This window comes from Hafnia alvei (assembly GCF_964063325.1).
GTDB lineage: Bacteria > Pseudomonadota > Gammaproteobacteria > Enterobacterales > Enterobacteriaceae > Hafnia > Hafnia alvei_B.
The window spans coordinates 4,172,642-4,190,241 of sequence record NZ_OZ061315.1 but is presented as its reverse complement, the minus strand read 5'-3'; the positions used below and the strand labels follow the sequence as shown (position 1 = coordinate 4,190,241).

14 protein-coding genes and 2 pseudogenes are annotated in these 17,600 nt (G+C 47.3%); 13 read left to right on the top strand and 3 right to left on the bottom strand.

What is annotated here, in order from left to right:
• The first annotated feature begins 238 nt into the window (after positions 1–238).
• The 5 genes from caiB (at position 239) to AB3Y96_RS19480 (ending at position 6,237) form a co-directional block, all read left to right on the top strand.
• On the top strand, positions 239–1,444 hold the full coding sequence (gene caiB / locus AB3Y96_RS19500) for an L-carnitine CoA-transferase (protein WP_367300000.1): 1,206 nt from the start codon (positions 239–241) through the stop codon (positions 1,442–1,444).
• Positions 1,445–1,471: 27 nt separating this feature from the next.
• Positions 1,472–3,043, top strand: coding sequence for a crotonobetaine/carnitine-CoA ligase (caiC, locus tag AB3Y96_RS19495; protein ID WP_367299999.1), 1,572 nt, complete (start codon positions 1,472–1,474; stop codon positions 3,041–3,043).
• A 14-nt stretch (positions 3,044–3,057) separates the two neighbouring features.
• Positions 3,058–3,840 (top strand): crotonobetainyl-CoA hydratase, encoded by a 783-nt coding sequence (gene caiD / locus AB3Y96_RS19490; protein ID WP_072308269.1) that lies wholly within the window; start codon positions 3,058–3,060, stop codon positions 3,838–3,840.
• A 668-nt stretch (positions 3,841–4,508) separates the two neighbouring features.
• On the top strand, positions 4,509–5,561 hold the full coding sequence (parM, locus tag AB3Y96_RS19485; protein ID WP_247650278.1) for a plasmid segregation protein ParM domain-containing protein: 1,053 nt from the start codon (positions 4,509–4,511) through the stop codon (positions 5,559–5,561).
• Positions 5,554–6,237, top strand: a complete 684-nt coding sequence (locus AB3Y96_RS19480; RefSeq protein ID WP_367299998.1) for a hypothetical protein — start codon at positions 5,554–5,556, stop codon at positions 6,235–6,237. The genes parM and AB3Y96_RS19480 overlap by 8 nt, the downstream gene beginning before the upstream one ends.
• 86 nt (positions 6,238–6,323) lie before the next feature.
• Here the strand turns inward: AB3Y96_RS19480 and AB3Y96_RS19475 are convergent, their stop codons facing one another.
• Both AB3Y96_RS19475 and AB3Y96_RS19470 read right to left on the bottom strand, forming a co-directional pair.
• The gene (locus AB3Y96_RS19475; protein WP_072308265.1) at positions 6,324–6,743 is read right to left on the bottom strand and encodes a type II toxin-antitoxin system HigA family antitoxin; all 420 of its coding nucleotides are present in this window, start codon (positions 6,741–6,743) and stop codon (positions 6,324–6,326) included.
• Positions 6,740–7,051, bottom strand: coding sequence for a type II toxin-antitoxin system HigB family toxin (locus AB3Y96_RS19470; RefSeq protein ID WP_367299997.1), 312 nt, complete (start codon positions 7,049–7,051; stop codon positions 6,740–6,742). The genes AB3Y96_RS19475 and AB3Y96_RS19470 overlap by 4 nt, the downstream gene beginning before the upstream one ends.
• A 974-nt stretch (positions 7,052–8,025) precedes the next feature.
• Between AB3Y96_RS19470 and AB3Y96_RS19465 the strand changes: the two are divergent.
• The 8 genes and pseudogenes from AB3Y96_RS19465 to tynA all read left to right on the top strand — a co-directional run.
• A pseudogene (locus tag AB3Y96_RS19465) lies at positions 8,026–8,097 on the top strand (hypothetical protein); the annotation flags it as partial.
• A 530-nt stretch (positions 8,098–8,627) separates the two neighbouring features.
• Complete coding sequence (locus tag AB3Y96_RS19460) at positions 8,628–9,017, top strand: lysozyme inhibitor LprI family protein (protein ID WP_072308262.1); 390 nt, start codon at positions 8,628–8,630, stop codon at positions 9,015–9,017.
• Between the two features lie 198 nt (positions 9,018–9,215).
• Positions 9,216–9,503, top strand: a pseudogene (locus AB3Y96_RS19455) (glycoside hydrolase family 73 protein); the annotation flags it as partial.
• Positions 9,500–9,844 carry a hypothetical protein gene (locus AB3Y96_RS19450; protein ID WP_072308260.1) on the top strand — a complete coding sequence of 115 codons (345 nt, stop codon included), beginning with the start codon at positions 9,500–9,502 and terminating at the stop codon, positions 9,842–9,844. The pseudogene AB3Y96_RS19455 and the gene AB3Y96_RS19450, both read left to right, overlap by 4 nt.
• A gap of 370 nt (positions 9,845–10,214) precedes the next feature.
• On the top strand, positions 10,215–10,649 hold the full coding sequence (locus AB3Y96_RS19445) for a hypothetical protein (RefSeq protein ID WP_072308259.1): 435 nt from the start codon (positions 10,215–10,217) through the stop codon (positions 10,647–10,649).
• A gap of 215 nt (positions 10,650–10,864) precedes the next feature.
• A complete protein-coding gene (locus AB3Y96_RS19440; RefSeq protein WP_367299996.1) occupies positions 10,865–11,965 on the top strand; it encodes a DUF1615 domain-containing protein in 1,101 nt (366 codons plus the stop codon).
• 135 nt (positions 11,966–12,100) lie between these two features.
• A complete protein-coding gene (feaR, locus tag AB3Y96_RS19435; protein ID WP_367299995.1) occupies positions 12,101–13,012 on the top strand; it encodes a transcriptional regulator FeaR in 912 nt (303 codons plus the stop codon).
• Between the two features lie 343 nt (positions 13,013–13,355).
• On the top strand, positions 13,356–15,623 hold the full coding sequence (gene tynA / locus AB3Y96_RS19430; RefSeq protein ID WP_367300347.1) for a primary-amine oxidase: 2,268 nt from the start codon (positions 13,356–13,358) through the stop codon (positions 15,621–15,623).
• Between the two features lie 160 nt (positions 15,624–15,783).
• Here the strand turns inward: tynA and AB3Y96_RS19425 are convergent, their stop codons facing one another.
• Positions 15,784–17,283 carry an aldehyde dehydrogenase family protein gene (locus tag AB3Y96_RS19425; RefSeq protein WP_367299994.1) on the bottom strand — a complete coding sequence of 500 codons (1,500 nt, stop codon included), beginning with the start codon at positions 17,281–17,283 and terminating at the stop codon, positions 15,784–15,786.
• Positions 17,284–17,600 lie beyond the last annotated feature (317 nt).

Below are 17,600 nucleotides of genomic sequence, written 5' to 3'. Positions count from 1 at the left end.
GGCAAGTTGCGTTTTAACCGAGATACACGGGCATAGCGTACCGCGGGGCGGTTATGGAACACATCCATGTGTTCCTCCCTACGGGCCAACGCTGGAGCGTTGTTCAACTTTGCTCCAAGCAAAGTTGTCGGCGGCTCACGCCGCTACGACCCCATCGGAACGCTCTCCCTAATATTGGGCCTAAGTTATCGCTTGGTGAGTCGGTTACACGTTAGCCCTAATTTTGAGGAAACAGCTTATGTCTATGCCAACATTTGGCCCGCTGGCGGGTTTACGCGTGGTCTTTTCAGGAATTGAAATCGCAGGCCCTTTTGCAGGGCAAATGTTTGCCGAGTGGGGCGCTGAAGTTATCTGGATCGAAAATGTCTCCTATGGCGATACGATCCGCATTCAGCCAAATTATCCGCAGCTTTCACGCCGCAATTTACATGCGCTGTCGCTGAATATCTTTAAAGACGAAGGGCGTGAAGCTTTCTTAAAGCTGATGGAAACCACCGATATATTTATTGAAGCCAGTAAAGGCCCCGCCTTTGCGCGCCGTGGTATTAGCGATGAAGTGCTTTGGGAAATAAATCCCAAGCTGATTATTGTGCATCTTTCAGGTTTTGGTCAGTACGGCACGCCGGAATACACCAATTTGGCGGCTTACAACACCATTGCGCAGGCATTCAGCGGTTACCTGATCCAGAATGGTGATAAAGATCAGCCGATGCCCGCATTTCCGTATACCGCCGATTATTTCTCTGGCCTGACGGCAACCACCTCGGCGCTGGCGGCGCTGTATAAAATGCAGCAAACGGGCGTGGGCGAAAGTATTGATGTGGCGATGTATGAAGTGATGCTGCGCATGGGGCAATACTTCATGATGGACTACTTTAACGGCGGCGAAGTATGCCCACGTATGACCAAAGGCAAAGATCCGTATTACGCGGGCTGTGGTCTGTACAAATGCCAAGATGGTTACATTGTGATGGAGCTGGTTGGCGTGAACCAAATGCAGGGAATGTTTGAGGATATGGGCATTGCGCACCTGCTGGGCACGCCAGAAATCCCCGTTGGCACACAGCTTATCCATCGCGTTGAATGCCCGTTTGGTGAGCTGGTTGAAGCCAAATTGGATGAGTATCTGGCGACGAAGCCCTATGAACAGGCGCTGGCGCGCTTTGCTGAACTCAATATTGCCTCAGCGAAAGTCCTGACCATCCCTGAATTAGAAAGCAATCCACAGTATATCGCCCGTGAATCTCTCACAACGTGGAACACCATCGATGGCCGCACCTACAAAGGGCCAAATGTCATGCCGAAATTTAAGAATAACCCAGGGCAAATTTGGCGAGGAATGCCAACACTCGGCATGGATACCGCCGCCATTCTTGCCAGCATTGGTTATTCTGATGCCGACATTGAAACGCTGGTGGCTAAAGGTTTAGCCAAGGCTGATTAGGCACTGAAATTATTTGGGTAGATGGATATGGATATGATAGGCAAACGAAGCTTGCGTCAGGCTTGGGATGATTTAGCGGATATGCACGGCGATAAAACGGCGCTTGTCTTCGAAGATCAGGCAAGGCAAGTTTCTCAATACAGTTATATTGAGTTAAATAAAGAAATTAATCGTACGGCTAACCTATTTCATTCCTTGGGCGTGAATAAAGGCGATAAAGTTGCGTTGCATCTTAATAACTGTGCTGAATTTATATTTTGCTGGTTCGGCTTAGCGAAAATCGGTGCAATCGTTGTGCCTATCAATGCCAATCTATTGCGTGAGGAAAGCGCTTATATCATTAATCAGTGTGAGGCCAAAATGGTGGTGACCTCTACGGATTTCTATTCTATTTACGCCGACCTCACGTCACCGAATTCACTTTCTTTGTATCCCATTATATTAATTGATGGTGACGCAGAACCTCAGCGTTCCCGCGACGTTATTTATTTTCACCCATTGCAAAAGTCCCAGCCCGATATGCTGATTTATTCGGTTGAGCTTAACAGCGATGATGTGGCGGAAATTCTTTTTACCTCAGGCACCACCTCTAGCCCGAAAGGGGCGGTGATAACCCACCACAATTTGTTATTTGCGGGCTACTACACGGCTTGGCAATGCGCATTACGGGCAGATGACGTTTATTTAACGCCGATGCCGGCCTTTCATATTGACTGTCAGTGCACCGCCGCGATGCCAACATTTACGGCGGGAGCCACTTTTGTTCTGCTGGAAAAATACAGTGCGCGGGCGTTTTGGGGGCAGGTATGCCAATACCGCGCCACCGTGACGGAATGCATTCCTCTGATGATGAAAACGCTGATGATGCAGCCGCCTATGCCGTGGGAAAAGCAGCATAACCTGCGCGAGGTGCTGTTTTATCTTAATTTGTCTGAGCACGAAAAAGATGAATTTATTCAGCGTTTTGGTGTGCGGTTACTGACATCGTATGGCATGACCGAAACCATCGTGGGCGCCATTGGCGACAGGCCCGGTGATAAGCGTCGCTGGCCGTCGATAGGGCGGGTTGGCATGGGCTATGAAGCACAAATCAGCGATGCACAAGGCAATGAAATGCCGGTGGGCCAAACGGGTGAAATTTGGATCAAAGGCATTCCGGGAAAAACGCTGTTCAAAGAGTATTACAAACAGCCTCAGGAAAGTGCGCGAACCCTGAACGCCGACGGATGGCTGCGTACCGGTGATTACGGTTATAGGGATGATGACGGATATTTTTATTTTGTTGAGCGCAGCTGCAACATGATTAAGCGCAGTGGGGAAAATATCTCCTGCGTTGAAATAGAAAATATTATCTCTACGCATCCAAAAATTATGGACGTGGCAGTGATTGGTTTAAAAGACTCAATCCGAGATGAAGCGATAAAAGCCGTCGTGGTGTTAAATGACGGTGAATTTATGACGGAGAAAGAGTTCTTCACATTCTGTGAAAATAACATGGCAAAATTCAAGGTTCCCTCTTTCTTTGAAATAAGAACGAGCCTACCTAGAAGCTGCTCGGGAAAAGTGATTAAAAAAAGCCTGGTTGAAGTTTCTTATTAAGATGAGGTCTTAGCATGAGTGAATTACATATTAAGCGTAATGGCTACATTCTAGAAATTACGTTAGACAGACCGAAAGCCAATGCGATTGATGCCAAAACAAGTTTTGCGATGGGCGAAGCTTTTATCGCTTTTCGTGACGATCCTGAGCTACGTGTCGCCATTATTACCGGCGCGGGTGAGCGTTTCTTCTCTGCGGGGTGGGATTTAAAAGCCGCCGCCGAAGGTGAAGCGCCTGATGCTGATTTCGGCCCCGGCGGTTTTGCGGGCCTCACCGAGCTGTTTAATTTGGATAAGCCGGTGATCGCAGCGGTCAATGGTTATGCCTTCGGCGGTGGATTCGAGCTGGCGCTGGCTGCCGATATGATTATCTGCTCGCGAAATGCCATTTTCTCGGTGCCTGAAGCGAAGTTAGGGATTGTGCCAGACAGCGGCGGAATGCTGCGTTTGCCGAAGATTTTGCCTCCGGCGATTGCGATGGAAATGATGATGACGGGCCGCAGCATGGACGCGGAGGAAGCGCTGCGCTGGGGCGTGGTGAATGCGGTGGTGGACAGCGAACAGCTCATGCCACATGCCCGTGAGTTGGCAGCACAAATTGCGGCTAACGCCCCGCTTGCCGTAGCGGCGATTAAAGAAATTTATCGTGAAACCAGCGAGCTGGCGGTTGAAGAAGGGTATCGTCATGCGCGCAGCGGCAAGCTAAAACACTACCCGTCAGTATTGCACTCCGAAGATGCGCTGGAAGGGCCTACCGCTTTTGCAGAAAAACGTGAACCGGTCTGGAAAGGGCGCTAGTTTCATGGCATGTAAGCCGGTGAAACCGCAGCAGAGCGCCGGTACAGCAAATAATTCAGCAAACAAATCAGCAAACAATGCGGGTATGCAAAGTTTGCTGGGCTCACGTTATGTGATGTGCCCGAGCTGTAGTCTGCGAATTAGAGGCCAGCTTTACAGCATGCTGAATCAGTGCCAAACGTGGTGCCCAAGGTGCAAGAAAAATGTCTCTTCATGCGTGGGATAACAGCGCGATAGGATTATCACAGCGGTCAGAAATAGGGCCGCTGCTTTAATTTTGAACGCTATATAAAACATGCCGCTGAAGCAATAGAAGATCGATAGCGACACACCAAATACAGAACTTAAATATTATTTTTTAAAGATCTCACCTTTCTGACATGCATCATAATGCGGTTAGCATTTCCTCAACACGTCGCTGGCATAAGATACAATTCGCTTAACCTTCTAAGGATATCTCTGCTGATGGCGGGGAGATGAAGCAATATTCTGCAATTGATTTATTCACATTGATTCATTCGCATTGATGTATTCGCTTAGATATCGCTGTCGATATCCCCTCTCCGAATATCCTGTTTATTGGTTTTAAAAATTTTAGACAAAGCCCCATCAAAGCGCTCTGCTATGGCTGGCTTTGCCCACACAATATGCTCATTGAGACAAACGCTATGACCACCCAAGCCCGCATGAAATTTGCCATCGATGATGGCTCTACCAACGTCAAAATTAGTTGGATTGAGAACGGCACGCTAAAAACCGTTGTTTCCCCTAACTCATTCCGCAAAGACTGGAAAAGTGCGGCCCTGCTGCGCGGGCAAAAGGTATTCAACTACACCATTGGCACCACCAAATACACCTACGATGCGACCTCCGATAAAGCATTATCGACCACGCATATTGAATATCAGTATGACGATTTAAACCTGCTGGCGGTGCACCATGCCCTGCTGCAAAGCGGTCTTGAGCCGTGTGAAGTTGATGTAGTGGTGACGCTGCCGATTACCCAGTTCTATAACCCCGATGACTGCCAGCGCAACGAAGATAAAATTGAAGCCAAACGTCGCAATTTGATGCGCGAAATCTCCCTGAACAAAGGCGAGCTGTTTAAAATCGTTGGCGTTGAAGTGATGCCTGAAAGTTTGCCTGCGGCGCTTTCGCATTTATTGAATTCTGAAACCAGCGAATTCACTCGCTCCTTAGTGGTCGACTGCGGCGGTACCACGTTGGATATGGGCGTGATCGTCGGTGAATTTGACGATGTGTCTGCGATTTACGGCAACAACGAAATCGGTGTGGCGATGGTGACGGATGCGATTCGTAAAGCGCTGGCTTCTGCCGACAGCGATTCAAGCTATTTGGTCGCGAATGAGCTGATTAAACGCCGTCACGATATGGCTTTCGTGCGCAGCGTGGTGAATGACGAAACACGTATTCCAGACATCTTGCAGCGCATTGAAACCAAAATTCGTGAGTTAGGCGATCAGGTGGCCTATGAAGCGAAGAAGTTTGCCAAAAACCCCAACCGCGTTTATCTAGTGGGCGGTGGAGCAACGCTGATTGAAGAAGCGATCCGCGAAGCCTATTCCACGCTGGGCGATCGAATTGTCACCATTGATAATCCGCAGAGCGCGCTGTCGCGTGAAATTTGCCTGTATCACTCAGAGGCTGGGGCCGATGCGTTGGCAGAGCCTTTGATGCTTGAGGTAGAGGAAAATGAGTAAAGGGCAGACGAGCCGAGTTAACTTCTCGCTTTATCTCAGCCCCGCTCAGTCACAGGCCGATTTACGTACCATGACGGTGTTGCAACAGCTGCACCGTCAGCTAAAACAGAGCGGTAGCGATCGCAACGATGTGAATATGGAAACTCGTACTTTTCATCGTAATGTGTACCTGGCGGGTTTACAGCTGCATCAGCTCAACCCGCAGCTCTGTCATCATGTGGCAGAATCGATAGGGCGCGAACACTTAACGCTGCCTGAATTAGCTGAAGAACTGGTGCGCTGCGAGCTTTTACCGATAGAAACTCCGGCGGCGTCTTCAGCGCAAAGCACCGATTTCTCGGCACAGCAGCTAGAGCAACTGCGTCAGGTGTTTGAACAGTCGATCCCTGAAGTAAAAACCGCTGAGCCAACGCCTGCTGCGTTGAGTGAAACGGTTCAAGCCGAAGGGATTAGCGCCGAGCAACAGGCTGAGTTTACGCATCTGCGCAGCGAGCTTGCGCGGATGAGCAAACTGCTGGAACAGCAAAATTTACAGCTCCAGCAGCTGCGCCTTAGCCAGCGAGCGCCAGCATCCGTAGAGCCAACCCGTAACGGCAACGCGGAAGAAGTTGATTTGGCTGACATCGCACCACCGACCGAAAAAATGAAAAAAATCCGTCAGAAAGGGATTTTCTAGGTTGGGGAACCAGCCTGACTTTCATGAATAAAAAGCCACGTTTAACGTGGCTTTTTATTACGAATATTGATACCGACCGAATCGCATTAGAAAAACAGGTCTGGCCTAACGTTAAAGCGCTTTGAGAGTGCTTTGATATGCTCAATGGTTAATGAGCGCTTGCCGGATAAAATCATGCTGATAAGACTTTTTGAACCGATTTCCGAGGCTAAATCTGAGTAGGAAAGCTGATGTTGTTCGATGAGAACCCGTAGCGCAGCCACGCCGGTTGGCATATCAGTCACGGCCTGATTGAAGGCTTTAAATCGCTCATTGTTATTTTCATATTCAGCAATTTTTAACGCGAGAAAATCGATTAAAGGGCTTTCGTCATCGTGCTCAATAAGATAATCAACCATAGCGAGCGCATCGCGATAGGCCTCCTCAGACGTATTTCCGCCTAAAAAAGGAACGGCATCTACCAATACTTTTGCGGCCTCTAGCGCTTTGGTCGGTTCTACAATCATTCTTTTATCTCCCGGTACTGCCTCGTTAGCTTGTCATACTCTGCGTGGGTGACGATGTGCTTGACGTAAAGGCGTTGGTTTACAAAGTTGATGTAGGAAATCATCCGCAGATTGTTTCCGCCAATGTTGACTACCCACCACTTGTTCCTATATTTGAAATTATCAAGTTTAGGGAATAGCTTGCGTAATTCCTCAGGACTTTCAAATTCATTCTCTTTAAGCAATCGGTATGCTGCGATGAGAGATGCGACATCGTTTGGAAACTTTCGCGCGGCATCTTCAAACGGATCCCGAGATATGATGTGCATGTCCGGCTCTCTGTTTACATCATGTGAACATAATAGGCGCGCAATGTTTGGTTTACAATATGTGAACTAAACATTTTTACCCAATCCTTGGTCGCTGATGAGGTCATCACTCTTCTAGGATGGCGACTTGTTTCTTGTTCAGAAGAGAATGGCTTGTCTCTCAGCGCAAAAACTATATTCCGACTGTTATTAAGATGAAATGGACCGTAGAGGTTGTTCATAGTTAGTTTTTTTATCTGGAATCCTCCTCGCGAAAACGGCTGATATAAACCACACGCCGTTGCAAACCCTAGACCCGTCTTACTATCTGCGTTACCGTTCCTTATCTCCTGCCTCTATGATAATTCGAGAAAAATGCCAAATTTTCATGCTTTAGTGTGATGTTGTCTTATGAATTCTAAAGGCGAATAGTGCAAGCGTTCTGAGATGTAGTAGGAGGGAGGGCTAGAAACTTGTGGGTAATGTCTTAAAAATCTCAACTATGGAGTGTTTCCCGTATTTTTTGGAATGGCACGGAGTAATATTATGATTTTGTGAGCGATGGATAGCTTTATGAAAGTGATATTACCTGTAATGACTGCATCTGGAAAATCCTATGCCTCAACAGAGGATTTTTTGGCAAAGGTACATGGTGAGACTTCTGGAAACTGGTTATTGAATGTTAGCGCCCATTGGCACGGTGGTATTCATCTAACTGACGCAAATTGTGCTCCGAATGCCAAGCTGACTGATGATCTCGTCGACGCGAATAAGGTGACGGGATTACAAAGTATGACCGATGGGCATATCGTAGCCTATCGCCTTAATGACACTTACTGTACAGCCCCTTATTCAGGTTCGAGAGGAACGAAAAACCTCCGTTTTTCTAGCTCGTTTATTCTTATCAAATCAACCTGCCAACCTGATGTAGCTCAACCGAATGCTTTCTCTTTGATTACACGAACCCTCGAGACTGGGCCCAAGGACTACAGAGAGCTGGATATGCTACTGATCCAAATTATGCAAATAATTTGATTAGCATTATGAATAAAGAGGGGTTGTTATGAGATTAATATTATTCTTATCTTTTCTCGTATCTTCATTTTTATCGTGGGGGAATGCAGTGATATAAATATATCAGCTGAACAAAAACAATCATTAAATTCAACGGCAGAGTCAAACTATATAGTTAAGTATAAATCGAGAGTATATTTTTATAGTGCTCCTGATGAAATGTGTCGAATTAAAAATATTTTTATCATTAAGAATGATGTGGTTAGTGTTTATGCTGAATATAAGGGTTTTTCTTCGGTTATGTTTTTCAGGAAAAATGGTGATCCTGTAAGTGGGTGGATTCATTCAGACTCTATAGAACCTATAGGAACAGGGGTTGGTCCGAAAGAGTAATGGAACCGGATCCTTAAGAAAATCTTGATATCCTCTTTTCGGTTTATCAAGGGTTTACTAAAGGGCCTAAGCCAATGCTTGCAGGTTCAAATAATAATAAACAAGAATTGATTGGCTATATAAGAAGTACCCCTTCAATTTCTCAGTATGAACCTGGAAGGCAGAGAGCTAATTATTTGGAGAGTAGTGAATGAAACGTGTTTTAGCTATTGTTTTGTTTTATTCGGCATTCTCACATGCCGCGGATGTTTGTAGTGATATACAAAACTCTGGTCAGGTGTATTTATGTTCTGAAAATAAAAAGAACGAAGCAGATAAATATTTAAATGAAAAATACTCAGAACTGTTGTCTAAAATAAATTCTGAGTATATGAATGATGATGTGTTGAAAAGAGAGTTAGTAGCCAACGTTAAGACCTCTCAGCGCGATTGGATTAAATTCAGAGACTCTAACTGCAAATTATATGCTTTCCAAATTGATAGTAATAGTTCAGCATATCAAACAACTATTAACAATTGTGTTACGAGAATGTCAGAGAGCAGAGGAAAGGAGTTAGCTGAATTTTCTAATGACATGTAGTGAAATTTTGGCTGTTTTGAAAGGATCTCCTTGAGATCCTTTTTGTCTGTGCATAATCTCTTACTCTGCAAATGAAGGAATCACCTAGGGAAGTTCGATTGGGGATTGGCAGAATACACGAATGTGTTTATCGAGCAAAATATATAGGTTAAAGACGTTCCTGTTGATATTTACAGTGGTGAGTAGAGTAATAATTTATTTGGTATTAAAGCACATGGAGATCCTAATTTCATTTTTGTTAATACTCATGAATATCTCAACGGAGAGAGGAAAGCTATCGTAGATAAGTTTATGAAATATGATTCTTATGAAGACAGCATTTCAGGTCGTTCGGATTTCTTTGTGAAAAATAGACGCTATCACTTTCTCTTTGGTTACACGGACCCTCGAGACTGGGCTCAAGGACTACAGAGAGCTGGATATGCCACTGATCCAAATTATGCAAATAAGTTGATTAGCATTATGAATAAAGAGGGGGTATTATGAGATTAATATTATTTTTATCTTTTCTCGTATCTTCATTTTTATCGTGGGGAGAGTGCAGTGATATAAATATATCAGCTGAACAAAAACAATCATTAAATTCAACGGCAGAGTCAAACTATATAGTTAAGTATAAATCGAGAGTATATTTTTATAGTGCTCCTGATGAAATGTGTCGAATTAAAAATATTTTTATCATTAAGAATGATGTGGTTAGTGTTTATGCTGAATATAAGGGTTTTTCTTCGGTTATGTTTTTCAGGAAAAATGGTGATCCTGCAAGTGGGTGGATTCATTCAGATTCTATAGAACCTATAGGAACAGGGGTTGGTCCGAAAGAGTAATGGAACCGGAACCTTAAGAAAATCTTGGTATCTTCCTTTTGGTTTATCAAGGCATTACTAAAGGATCTAAACTTATGTTTGCAGGTTAAAATAATAATATATAGATATTATTAGCTATGTAAGAAGTAGCCCTTCGATTTCTCAGAATGAACCTGAAAGGCAGAGAGCTAATTATTTGGAGATTACGGTGCGAGGTTTCTGCTATGGAAATATTATTTAAAACAGCAGGTTATGGAAGTAGATCTAATTATTAAGCATTTTTGTGCAACATTGATTCGGGCTATCCGATCTAAATATTGGCTATCTTTTCCACGGCGGTACAATAGTTCAAACCAACATGGTTATGACTTAAAAATTGAGAGGAATTATAATGAGTCATTATAAATATATTGTTTTTACGTTGTTTTGTGTGTGCTTTCAAGCACTAGCTGACGTAACTTATTTTTCATGTAAAACAGATCGAGGTGATATAATACTAAAAGAAAAAAATAAAAAATTCGAATATAATTTCCTTAACCGAAATAATGATGTGTTTAGATTCAATGCTCCCCCTGTAAAGTTTACTTATAGTCATTATTATAGATTTCAAACTGACTACTTTGATGTTTCATTTTTTAATGGAAAGTATAAATACTCTATTTTTAGTAATTTTGAAGATGGAAACTACAGTAAAGGAGTTAATGTAAAAAATATTGATAGCAAAAAAGAGTATTCTTTTGCATGTAACGTAACTGAGGTAGATCGCCTTAGAGATTTATCAGAAAAACTCAAATGTGATACAAACTCTGCTCTAGGATGTGGTTGAGTTATAAATCATATAAAAAGAGCGTCACCTCTGTCGAAAACGCCTATTCGTGCGTGTAGATTTATATTTTATAAACGAAATAAGCTGGTTCATCTGAGAACTTATGCTGAGTGTTAAGTGAAATGGACAAGAGCTAAGACGTTGCAAACTCTAGACCCATCTTGCTATCTGCGTTACCGTTCCTTATCTCCTGCCTCTATGATAATTCGAGAAAAATGCCAAATTTTCATGCTGTAGCGTTACGCCCCGTTTGTTTATTGGCCCTATTGGTATTGGCTGGTTGCTCAACCCAAACCAGTCAAGCGCCTGCGCCACGACCGGCCGATGTGAAATCACAGTTGGTTAAGCTGATGCCAAGCAACGTGCGCGATCGTCAGGGCTGGGCGACGGATATCGCTGCCGCATTTACCGCACAGGATATTGCACCAACCGCAGAAAATTTGTGTTCGGTGTTAGCCGTGACCGAGCAGGAGTCGACCTTTCAAGCCGATCCACAGGTGCCGGGGTTAGGGAAAATTGCATGGAAAGAGATCGATCGCCGTGCCGATCAGATGCATATTCCCAACTTTCTGGTGCATACCGCGCTGTTGATCAAATCCCCCAACGGGAAAAGCTATAGCGAACGCTTAGATAAGGTGCGCAGCGAGAAAGAGCTCAGCGCGATTTTTGATGACTTTATCGATATGGTGCCAATGGGGCAAAAACTGTTTGGCAGTTTGAATCCGGTACGTACCGGTGGGCCGATGCAGGTCAGCATTGCGTTTGCCGAAGCGCACGCTAAAGGCTATCCGTATAAAATCGACGGGACGATTCGTCGTGAAGTCTTCAGCCGGCGCGGCGGTGTCTATTTCGGCACCATGCATTTGCTTGGCTATCCGGCTAATTACCCACAGCCTATCTATCGTTTTGCTGATTTCAATGCCGGATGGTACGCCAGCCGGAATGCGGCGTTTCAAAGCGCGGTCAGCCGCGTTAGCGGAATTAAGCTGGCGCTGGATGGCGATTTGATTAACTACGGCACTGATAAACCCGGCTCCACGGAGCTGGCCGTGCGTTCGCTGGGCAAGCGTTTGGATATGAGCGATTCCAGCATCCGCCGAGCGTTAGAGAAAGGCGATAGCATCGATTTCGAGAAAACGTCGCTCTACAAACAGGTATATGCGCTGGCCGAGAAGTCGAGTGGTAAAAAGCTGCCGCGTGAGATCCTGCCGGGGATCACGTTGGAAAGCCCTAAGATTACCCGCCAACTGACCACCGCATGGTTTGCCAAACGCGTGGATGGGCGCTGGCAGAAGTGCATGGCCAAGGCGCGTTGATAATTGCGCGGTGCTTCGCATCTTACATTTATCCTTGTTGCTCAACTGTTAATCGGTTGTTATCGTAAAAGGCGTCTGCTATTGGACGTTTTTACCACCGTTGAGTTGCAACAAGATATCCGTGTGAGGTAGAGCATGACGACATCCAACCCGCTAAAAGACGCCGATTTTGAAGGCTGGCTGGCCCGCATTAATCAGGCCTGTGGGCGTTTTGCCGCCAAAACGCTGGGGGAAGGATTTAGTGGTTCGGTGCAGGAGTTTCGCGCAGGTGCTCTGCGTTTGAGCATGGTTGATATTGCGCAAACCAAACTTTACCGAACGCCAAAGGAAATTGCCCAGAGCGACGGTTCATATTTTTACACCGTATTTCAGCTCAGCGGCCATTCTGAAATGGAGCAAGAGGGGCAGCGAGCGCTGCTTTCTGCGGGGGATATCACCCTGATTGATGCCGCCAAACCGAGCACTTTTACCTTCAGCGACACCTCTAGCCAAATCTCATTGCTGCTGCCGCGCGGCTATCTTGAACGTAATTTGCAGTTTGCCGATTTGCGCTGTGCGCAACGATTGGCCGCGGGCGCACCGATGGTGCGGCTTAGCCAACAGCTGGTGCAAGAGAGTATGCGTAATAGCGTGTTAGATCAGCAGGAAAGCGAAGCGGTTTTAGATGCGGTGGCTACCTTGCTGCGTCCGGCGCTGATTGCGCGTGATGATGACGCGCCACAGGATAAAGTATTTAGCCGCACGCTGACTTTTATCGATAAACATATTCAGTCGGAATCGCTGCGGCCAGAGTGGATTGCCAGCGAAGTCGGCGTTTCGGTGCGTAGCCTGTATCGCATGTTTGCGCGCAAAGGGTTGGTGGTGGCGCAATACATCAAAAACCGCCGCCTTGATCTCTGCGCTAACGCTTTGCGCAGTGCGCCAGTGCGGCAAAAATTGTCAGATATTGGCTACTCATGGGGCTTTGCCGATCACAGCCATTTCTCTACCGCGTTCAAAACCCGTTTTGGCATTACGCCGGGCGAATACCGCAAACAGTATCGCTAGTCTCATCTTCGTGAGTTTGTCACCAGCGACAAAGCTGATGGCATACACAACAAATTAATCCCCACAACGAATTGCTATGTTTGAGTTAGGTCAGTTGATGCTGGCCCTGTTTAACCGTAGCAGCGCGTGGCGGCAGACCCAAAATAAGACACAAAAAAGTCTCTAAAAGATCTCTTGAGGAACTGATTTTCAACAGCACGCTCGTATACCAGGTCGAGATTATCCCGCGCACTGATTCACTGACATGAATGCCAACTTTTAGCGGTGAGGTAATAAAGCTATGTTTCATAACACCATGTTTTATAAAACCTAGTCCTATAAAAAACTGACTCGCAAAACAATGATGAAAAAACGCCTGCCGGTTGCAATTGCGCTGGCGCTTGGGCTGTTGACGTCTGCGGGTTGGCAAAACAGCGCTCAGGCACATGGTGCGGCGGCGCATATGGTGCCGATGGAGAAAACGCTGGCTGAATTTGGGGCGGATGTGCAGTGGGATGATTATGCCCGCATGTTTACCATTGCCAAAGACGGCGCTTATATCAAGGTTAAACCTGATACCAACGAAGCCATCGTCAACGGTAAACCGTTGAAACTGGCGGTGCCGGTGGTGTTTCGCGACAAAGTTGCCTATATGTCGGAAGACTTTATCAATGAAGTTTTTCAATCGGGCTTAGATCAGACTTTCGCCGTTGAAAAACGCGCGCATCCGCTTAATCCGCTGAGTGCTGATGAAATCAAAACGGCGGTAGAGGCGATCAAGGCGTCAGATAACTACCGCGATAATTTCCGCTTTACGGAAATCTCTCTGCGCGAGCCGCCAAAAGATGAGGTTTGGCAGTTTGTGTTGAGCGGAAAAACCGTTGAGCAGCCGCGTCAGGCGAATGTCACCGTGCTGGATGGTAAGCACGTTGTGGAAAGCGTGGTGGATTTAACCGATAAAAAAGTGGTGTCGTGGACGCCAATCAAAGATGCGCAGGGCATGGTGCTATTGGATGATTTCGCCACCGTTCAGTCGGTGATCGGCGCCAGCGCTGATTTTGCCGCCGTGCTGAAAAAACGTGGCATTGCCGATCCAAGCAAGGTGATCACCACGCCGCTGACCGTTGGCTATTTTGATGGCAAGGATGGGCTAACGCAGGATCAGCGCTTGCTCAAAGTGATCAGCTATCTGGACGTGGGTGACGGCAACTACTGGGCGCATCCGATCGAAAACCTTGTAGCGGTGGTCGATCTTGAACAGAAAAAAATCATCAAAATAGAAGAGGGGCCAGTGATCCCGGTGCCGATGGCTCCGCGCCCGTATGATGGCCGCGATCGTAAAGCGCCAGACATTAAACCGCTGGAAATCGTTGAGCCGGAAGGCAAAAACTACACCATTACCGGCAATACGATCCACTGGCAAAACTGGGATTTCCACGTGGGGTTGAACTCTCGCGTTGGCCCGATCGTTTCCACGGTGACCTACAACGATCAGGGCAAAAAGCGCAAGATCATGTATGAAGGATCGCTGGGCGGCATGATCGTGCCTTATGGCGATCCGGATATTGGCTGGTACTTCAAAGCCTATCTTGATTCAGGCGATTACGGCATGGGCACCTTAACCTCGCCGATTGCACGTGGCAAAGACGCGCCGTCGAATGCGGTGCTGATCGACCAAACGATTGCAGATTACACCGGCAAGCCGATGACTATTCCGCGTGCGATTGCCGTCTTTGAACGCTACGCAGGGCCAGAATATAAGCATCAGGAAATGGGACAGCCCAACGTGAGCGCCGAGCGCCGTGAGCTGGTGGTGCGCTGGATCAGCACCGTGGGCAACTACGACTATATTTTTGACTGGGTATTCCATCAAAACGGCACCATTGGCATCGACGCGGGCGCAACGGGAATTGAAGCGGTGAAAGGCGTGAAAGCGCGCACTATGCAGGATCCAACCGCCAAAGAAGATACTAAATATGGCACCCTTATCGATCACAACATCGTGGGAACCACGCATCAACATATCTACAATTTCCGTTTGGATATGGACATCGACGGCGAGAACAATAGCTTGGTTGAGCTGAATCCTGACGTGAAGCCAAACGATCGTGGCGGCCCGCGCACCAGTACTATGCAGGTGGATCAGGTTGATGTGAAAACCGAAAAAGAGGCGGCGCAGAAGTTTGATCCTTCCACTATCCGCTTGCTGAGCAACGCTAACATTACCAACAAAATGGGCAATCCGGTCTCTTATCAGCTGATCCCTTACGCGGGCGGAACTCATCCCATTGCCAAAGGGGCGAACTTTGGTAAAGACGAGTGGATTTATCACCGCCTGAGCTTTATGGATAAACAGCTGTGGGTGACGCGCTATAGCCCAGACGAGCGCTATCCTGAGGGGAAATATCCAAACCGTTCTATTCATGATACCGGTCTGGGACAGTATTCGTCAGACAACCAGTCGATTGAAAACACGGATAACGTGGTATGGCTGACTACCGGCACCACGCACGTGGCGCGCGCGGAAGAGTGGCCAATTATGCCAACGGAATGGGTGCATGCGCTGCTGAAACCGTGGAACTTCTTCAGTGAAACGCCAACGTTGGATTTGAATGGGAAGAAAGGGGAATAGTTTATTTCGGCTGTGATCCCCTCACCTTTTTTGCCCCAGCCCAAGCCCTCCCCCTCGCAGGGGAGGGAGCCGAATGTGCCTCGATGTTGACTAAGCGCTCGATCTGCTCCTCCCCCTGCGAAGGGGGAGGTTGGGAGGGGGTTGCTGAGGAACTCCGTTCTTAATACCGCACGCACACCGTTTTGGTTTCGGTATAGGCATCCAGCCAATCAGTGCCAAAATCACGTCCGGTTCCTGACTGTTTCACCCCGCCAAACGGCATATTCGCATCAATAAGCGTATGACTATTCACCCACACGGTGCCTGCTTGAATGCGCGGAGTATAGGCCATCGCGGTTTGCAGGCTGGTGGTCCAAAGGCTGGCGGTGAGGCCAAAATCGGTATCGTTGGCCTGATACAGCGCATCTTCAGCGTCTTTGACCCGGATGAGGTTAACGACGGGGCCGAAAACTTCTTCTCGCGATAGATTCAGCGCGGCATCTGGGTTAATCACCAGCGTTGGTGGAATATAAAAGCCCTGCGCATCAGGCCCTGTGGCTCCGCTGATCAGTTCGGCATTTTTGGCTTTAGCATCTTGCAGATAAGACGCCACTTTGTCGCGATGCTGGCACGAAACTAATGGATTAATGTGTGTTGTGGTATCCATACCAGGGCCGACGGAAAGTGATTTTACCGCTTGTTCAAAACCGGCAACCAGATTGTCGAAAATCGGTGCTTCGATATAGATACGTGAGCTGGCGGCGCAGACCTGCCCTTGGTTGAGAAAACTTCCTGCCATCAGGCCTTCAATCACCTGCTGCTGAACGGCATCTTTCAGCACGATGGCCGGATTTTTACCGCCTAGCTCTAAAGTGACTCGGGTTAAGCGGTCGGCGGCAGCGCGAGCAATGCCTTTGCCGACCGGCGTTGAGCCGGTAAAGCTGACCTTCGTCACCAACGGATGCTCGGTTAATGCTTTGCCGCACACTGCTCCTTTACCGGTGACAATATTAAATACGCCATCGGGAATACCCGCTTCGCTGGCAAGTTCCGCCATGCGTAGCAGCGTTAACGGCGTAGTTTCAGACGGTTTGATGACGATAGAGCACCCCGCCGCCAGCGCTGGCATGACCTTCCAAATCCCAATCATCAGCGGGAAGTTCCACGGCACGATACCGGCTACCACGCCGATGGGTTCTTTGCGGGTGTAAGCCATATATTTCGCACCGGCGGGCATCGGTATCGACACATCCATCGTTTGCCCGGTGATTTTGGTGGTGAGCCCAGCGGTATAGCGCATCCAGTTCAGCGTACAGCCCACTTCGAAGGCGCGGGAAATATTAATCGATTTTCCCTGTTCCAAGGTTTCTAGCTGCGCCAGCTCTTCTGCGTGTTGTTCTACGAGGTCAGCGTAGCGCAGCAAAATGCGCTCGCGTTCGGCGGGTAAGCGCTGTGACCACACACCGCCACAAAAGGATTGATGGGCAGACGTGACCGCGCGCGAAACATCTTCGGGGTTTGCGTCAGCAGAAGAGGCAATCTGTTTGCCGGTCGCTGGGTTATAAATCGCTAAGCGCGCATCTGACGTGGAGTTACACCATTTCCCATCAATATAAAGTCCGTGCTGACGGTCAAGAAAACGCGTAACGCTGTCGAGTATTGCTACTGTGTTGTCGGGCATAAGCCCTCCCGTCGGTCGAAAAATAGATTAGTAGAGTGGGATTGCCGTGGAGCGACAAAACCAGTCATCACCTCATGAGTCTATAACAAGGATAGTTTTATCTATTTGCTGTGCCTGACATTCGATTGGTGGGATATGACAGAGGTGATAAAAGCACCTAAACAGCACCTTAACGACGGGGGGATAGTCACGTAGACAATAGGGTTCCTCATGTTAGTATGTATAAGTAATAGCTATTAATGTGTTTGTTTCATTCATACAAAGATAGGACGTCTTGTTATGAAAACATCCATTGTTGGCGTCACCCCAATCAGCAT

What these genes read in the sequence shown, in the direction of transcription:
- caiB (WP_367300000.1), top strand. Translation starts at nt 239, where the DNA reads ATGTCTATGCCAACATTTGGCCCGCTGGCGGGTTTACGCGTGGTCTTT.
- caiC (WP_367299999.1), top strand. Translation starts at nt 1,472, where the DNA reads ATGGATATGATAGGCAAACGAAGCTTGCGTCAGGCTTGGGATGATTTA.
- caiD (WP_072308269.1), top strand. Translation starts at nt 3,058, where the DNA reads ATGAGTGAATTACATATTAAGCGTAATGGCTACATTCTAGAAATTACG.
- parM (WP_247650278.1), top strand. Translation starts at nt 4,509, where the DNA reads ATGACCACCCAAGCCCGCATGAAATTTGCCATCGATGATGGCTCTACC.
- AB3Y96_RS19480 (WP_367299998.1), top strand. Translation starts at nt 5,554, where the DNA reads ATGAGTAAAGGGCAGACGAGCCGAGTTAACTTCTCGCTTTATCTCAGC.
- AB3Y96_RS19475 (WP_072308265.1), bottom strand. Translation starts at nt 6,743, where the DNA reads ATGATTGTAGAACCGACCAAAGCGCTAGAGGCCGCAAAAGTATTGGTA.
- AB3Y96_RS19470 (WP_367299997.1), bottom strand. Translation starts at nt 7,051, where the DNA reads ATGCACATCATATCTCGGGATCCGTTTGAAGATGCCGCGCGAAAGTTT.
- AB3Y96_RS19460 (WP_072308262.1), top strand. Translation starts at nt 8,628, where the DNA reads ATGAAACGTGTTTTAGCTATTGTTTTGTTTTATTCGGCATTCTCACAT.
- AB3Y96_RS19450 (WP_072308260.1), top strand. Translation starts at nt 9,500, where the DNA reads ATGAGATTAATATTATTTTTATCTTTTCTCGTATCTTCATTTTTATCG.
- AB3Y96_RS19445 (WP_072308259.1), top strand. Translation starts at nt 10,215, where the DNA reads ATGAGTCATTATAAATATATTGTTTTTACGTTGTTTTGTGTGTGCTTT.
- AB3Y96_RS19440 (WP_367299996.1), top strand. Translation starts at nt 10,865, where the DNA reads ATGCCAAATTTTCATGCTGTAGCGTTACGCCCCGTTTGTTTATTGGCC.
- feaR (WP_367299995.1), top strand. Translation starts at nt 12,101, where the DNA reads ATGACGACATCCAACCCGCTAAAAGACGCCGATTTTGAAGGCTGGCTG.
- tynA (WP_367300347.1), top strand. Translation starts at nt 13,356, where the DNA reads ATGAAAAAACGCCTGCCGGTTGCAATTGCGCTGGCGCTTGGGCTGTTG.
- AB3Y96_RS19425 (WP_367299994.1), bottom strand. Translation starts at nt 17,283, where the DNA reads ATGCCCGACAACACAGTAGCAATACTCGACAGCGTTACGCGTTTTCTT.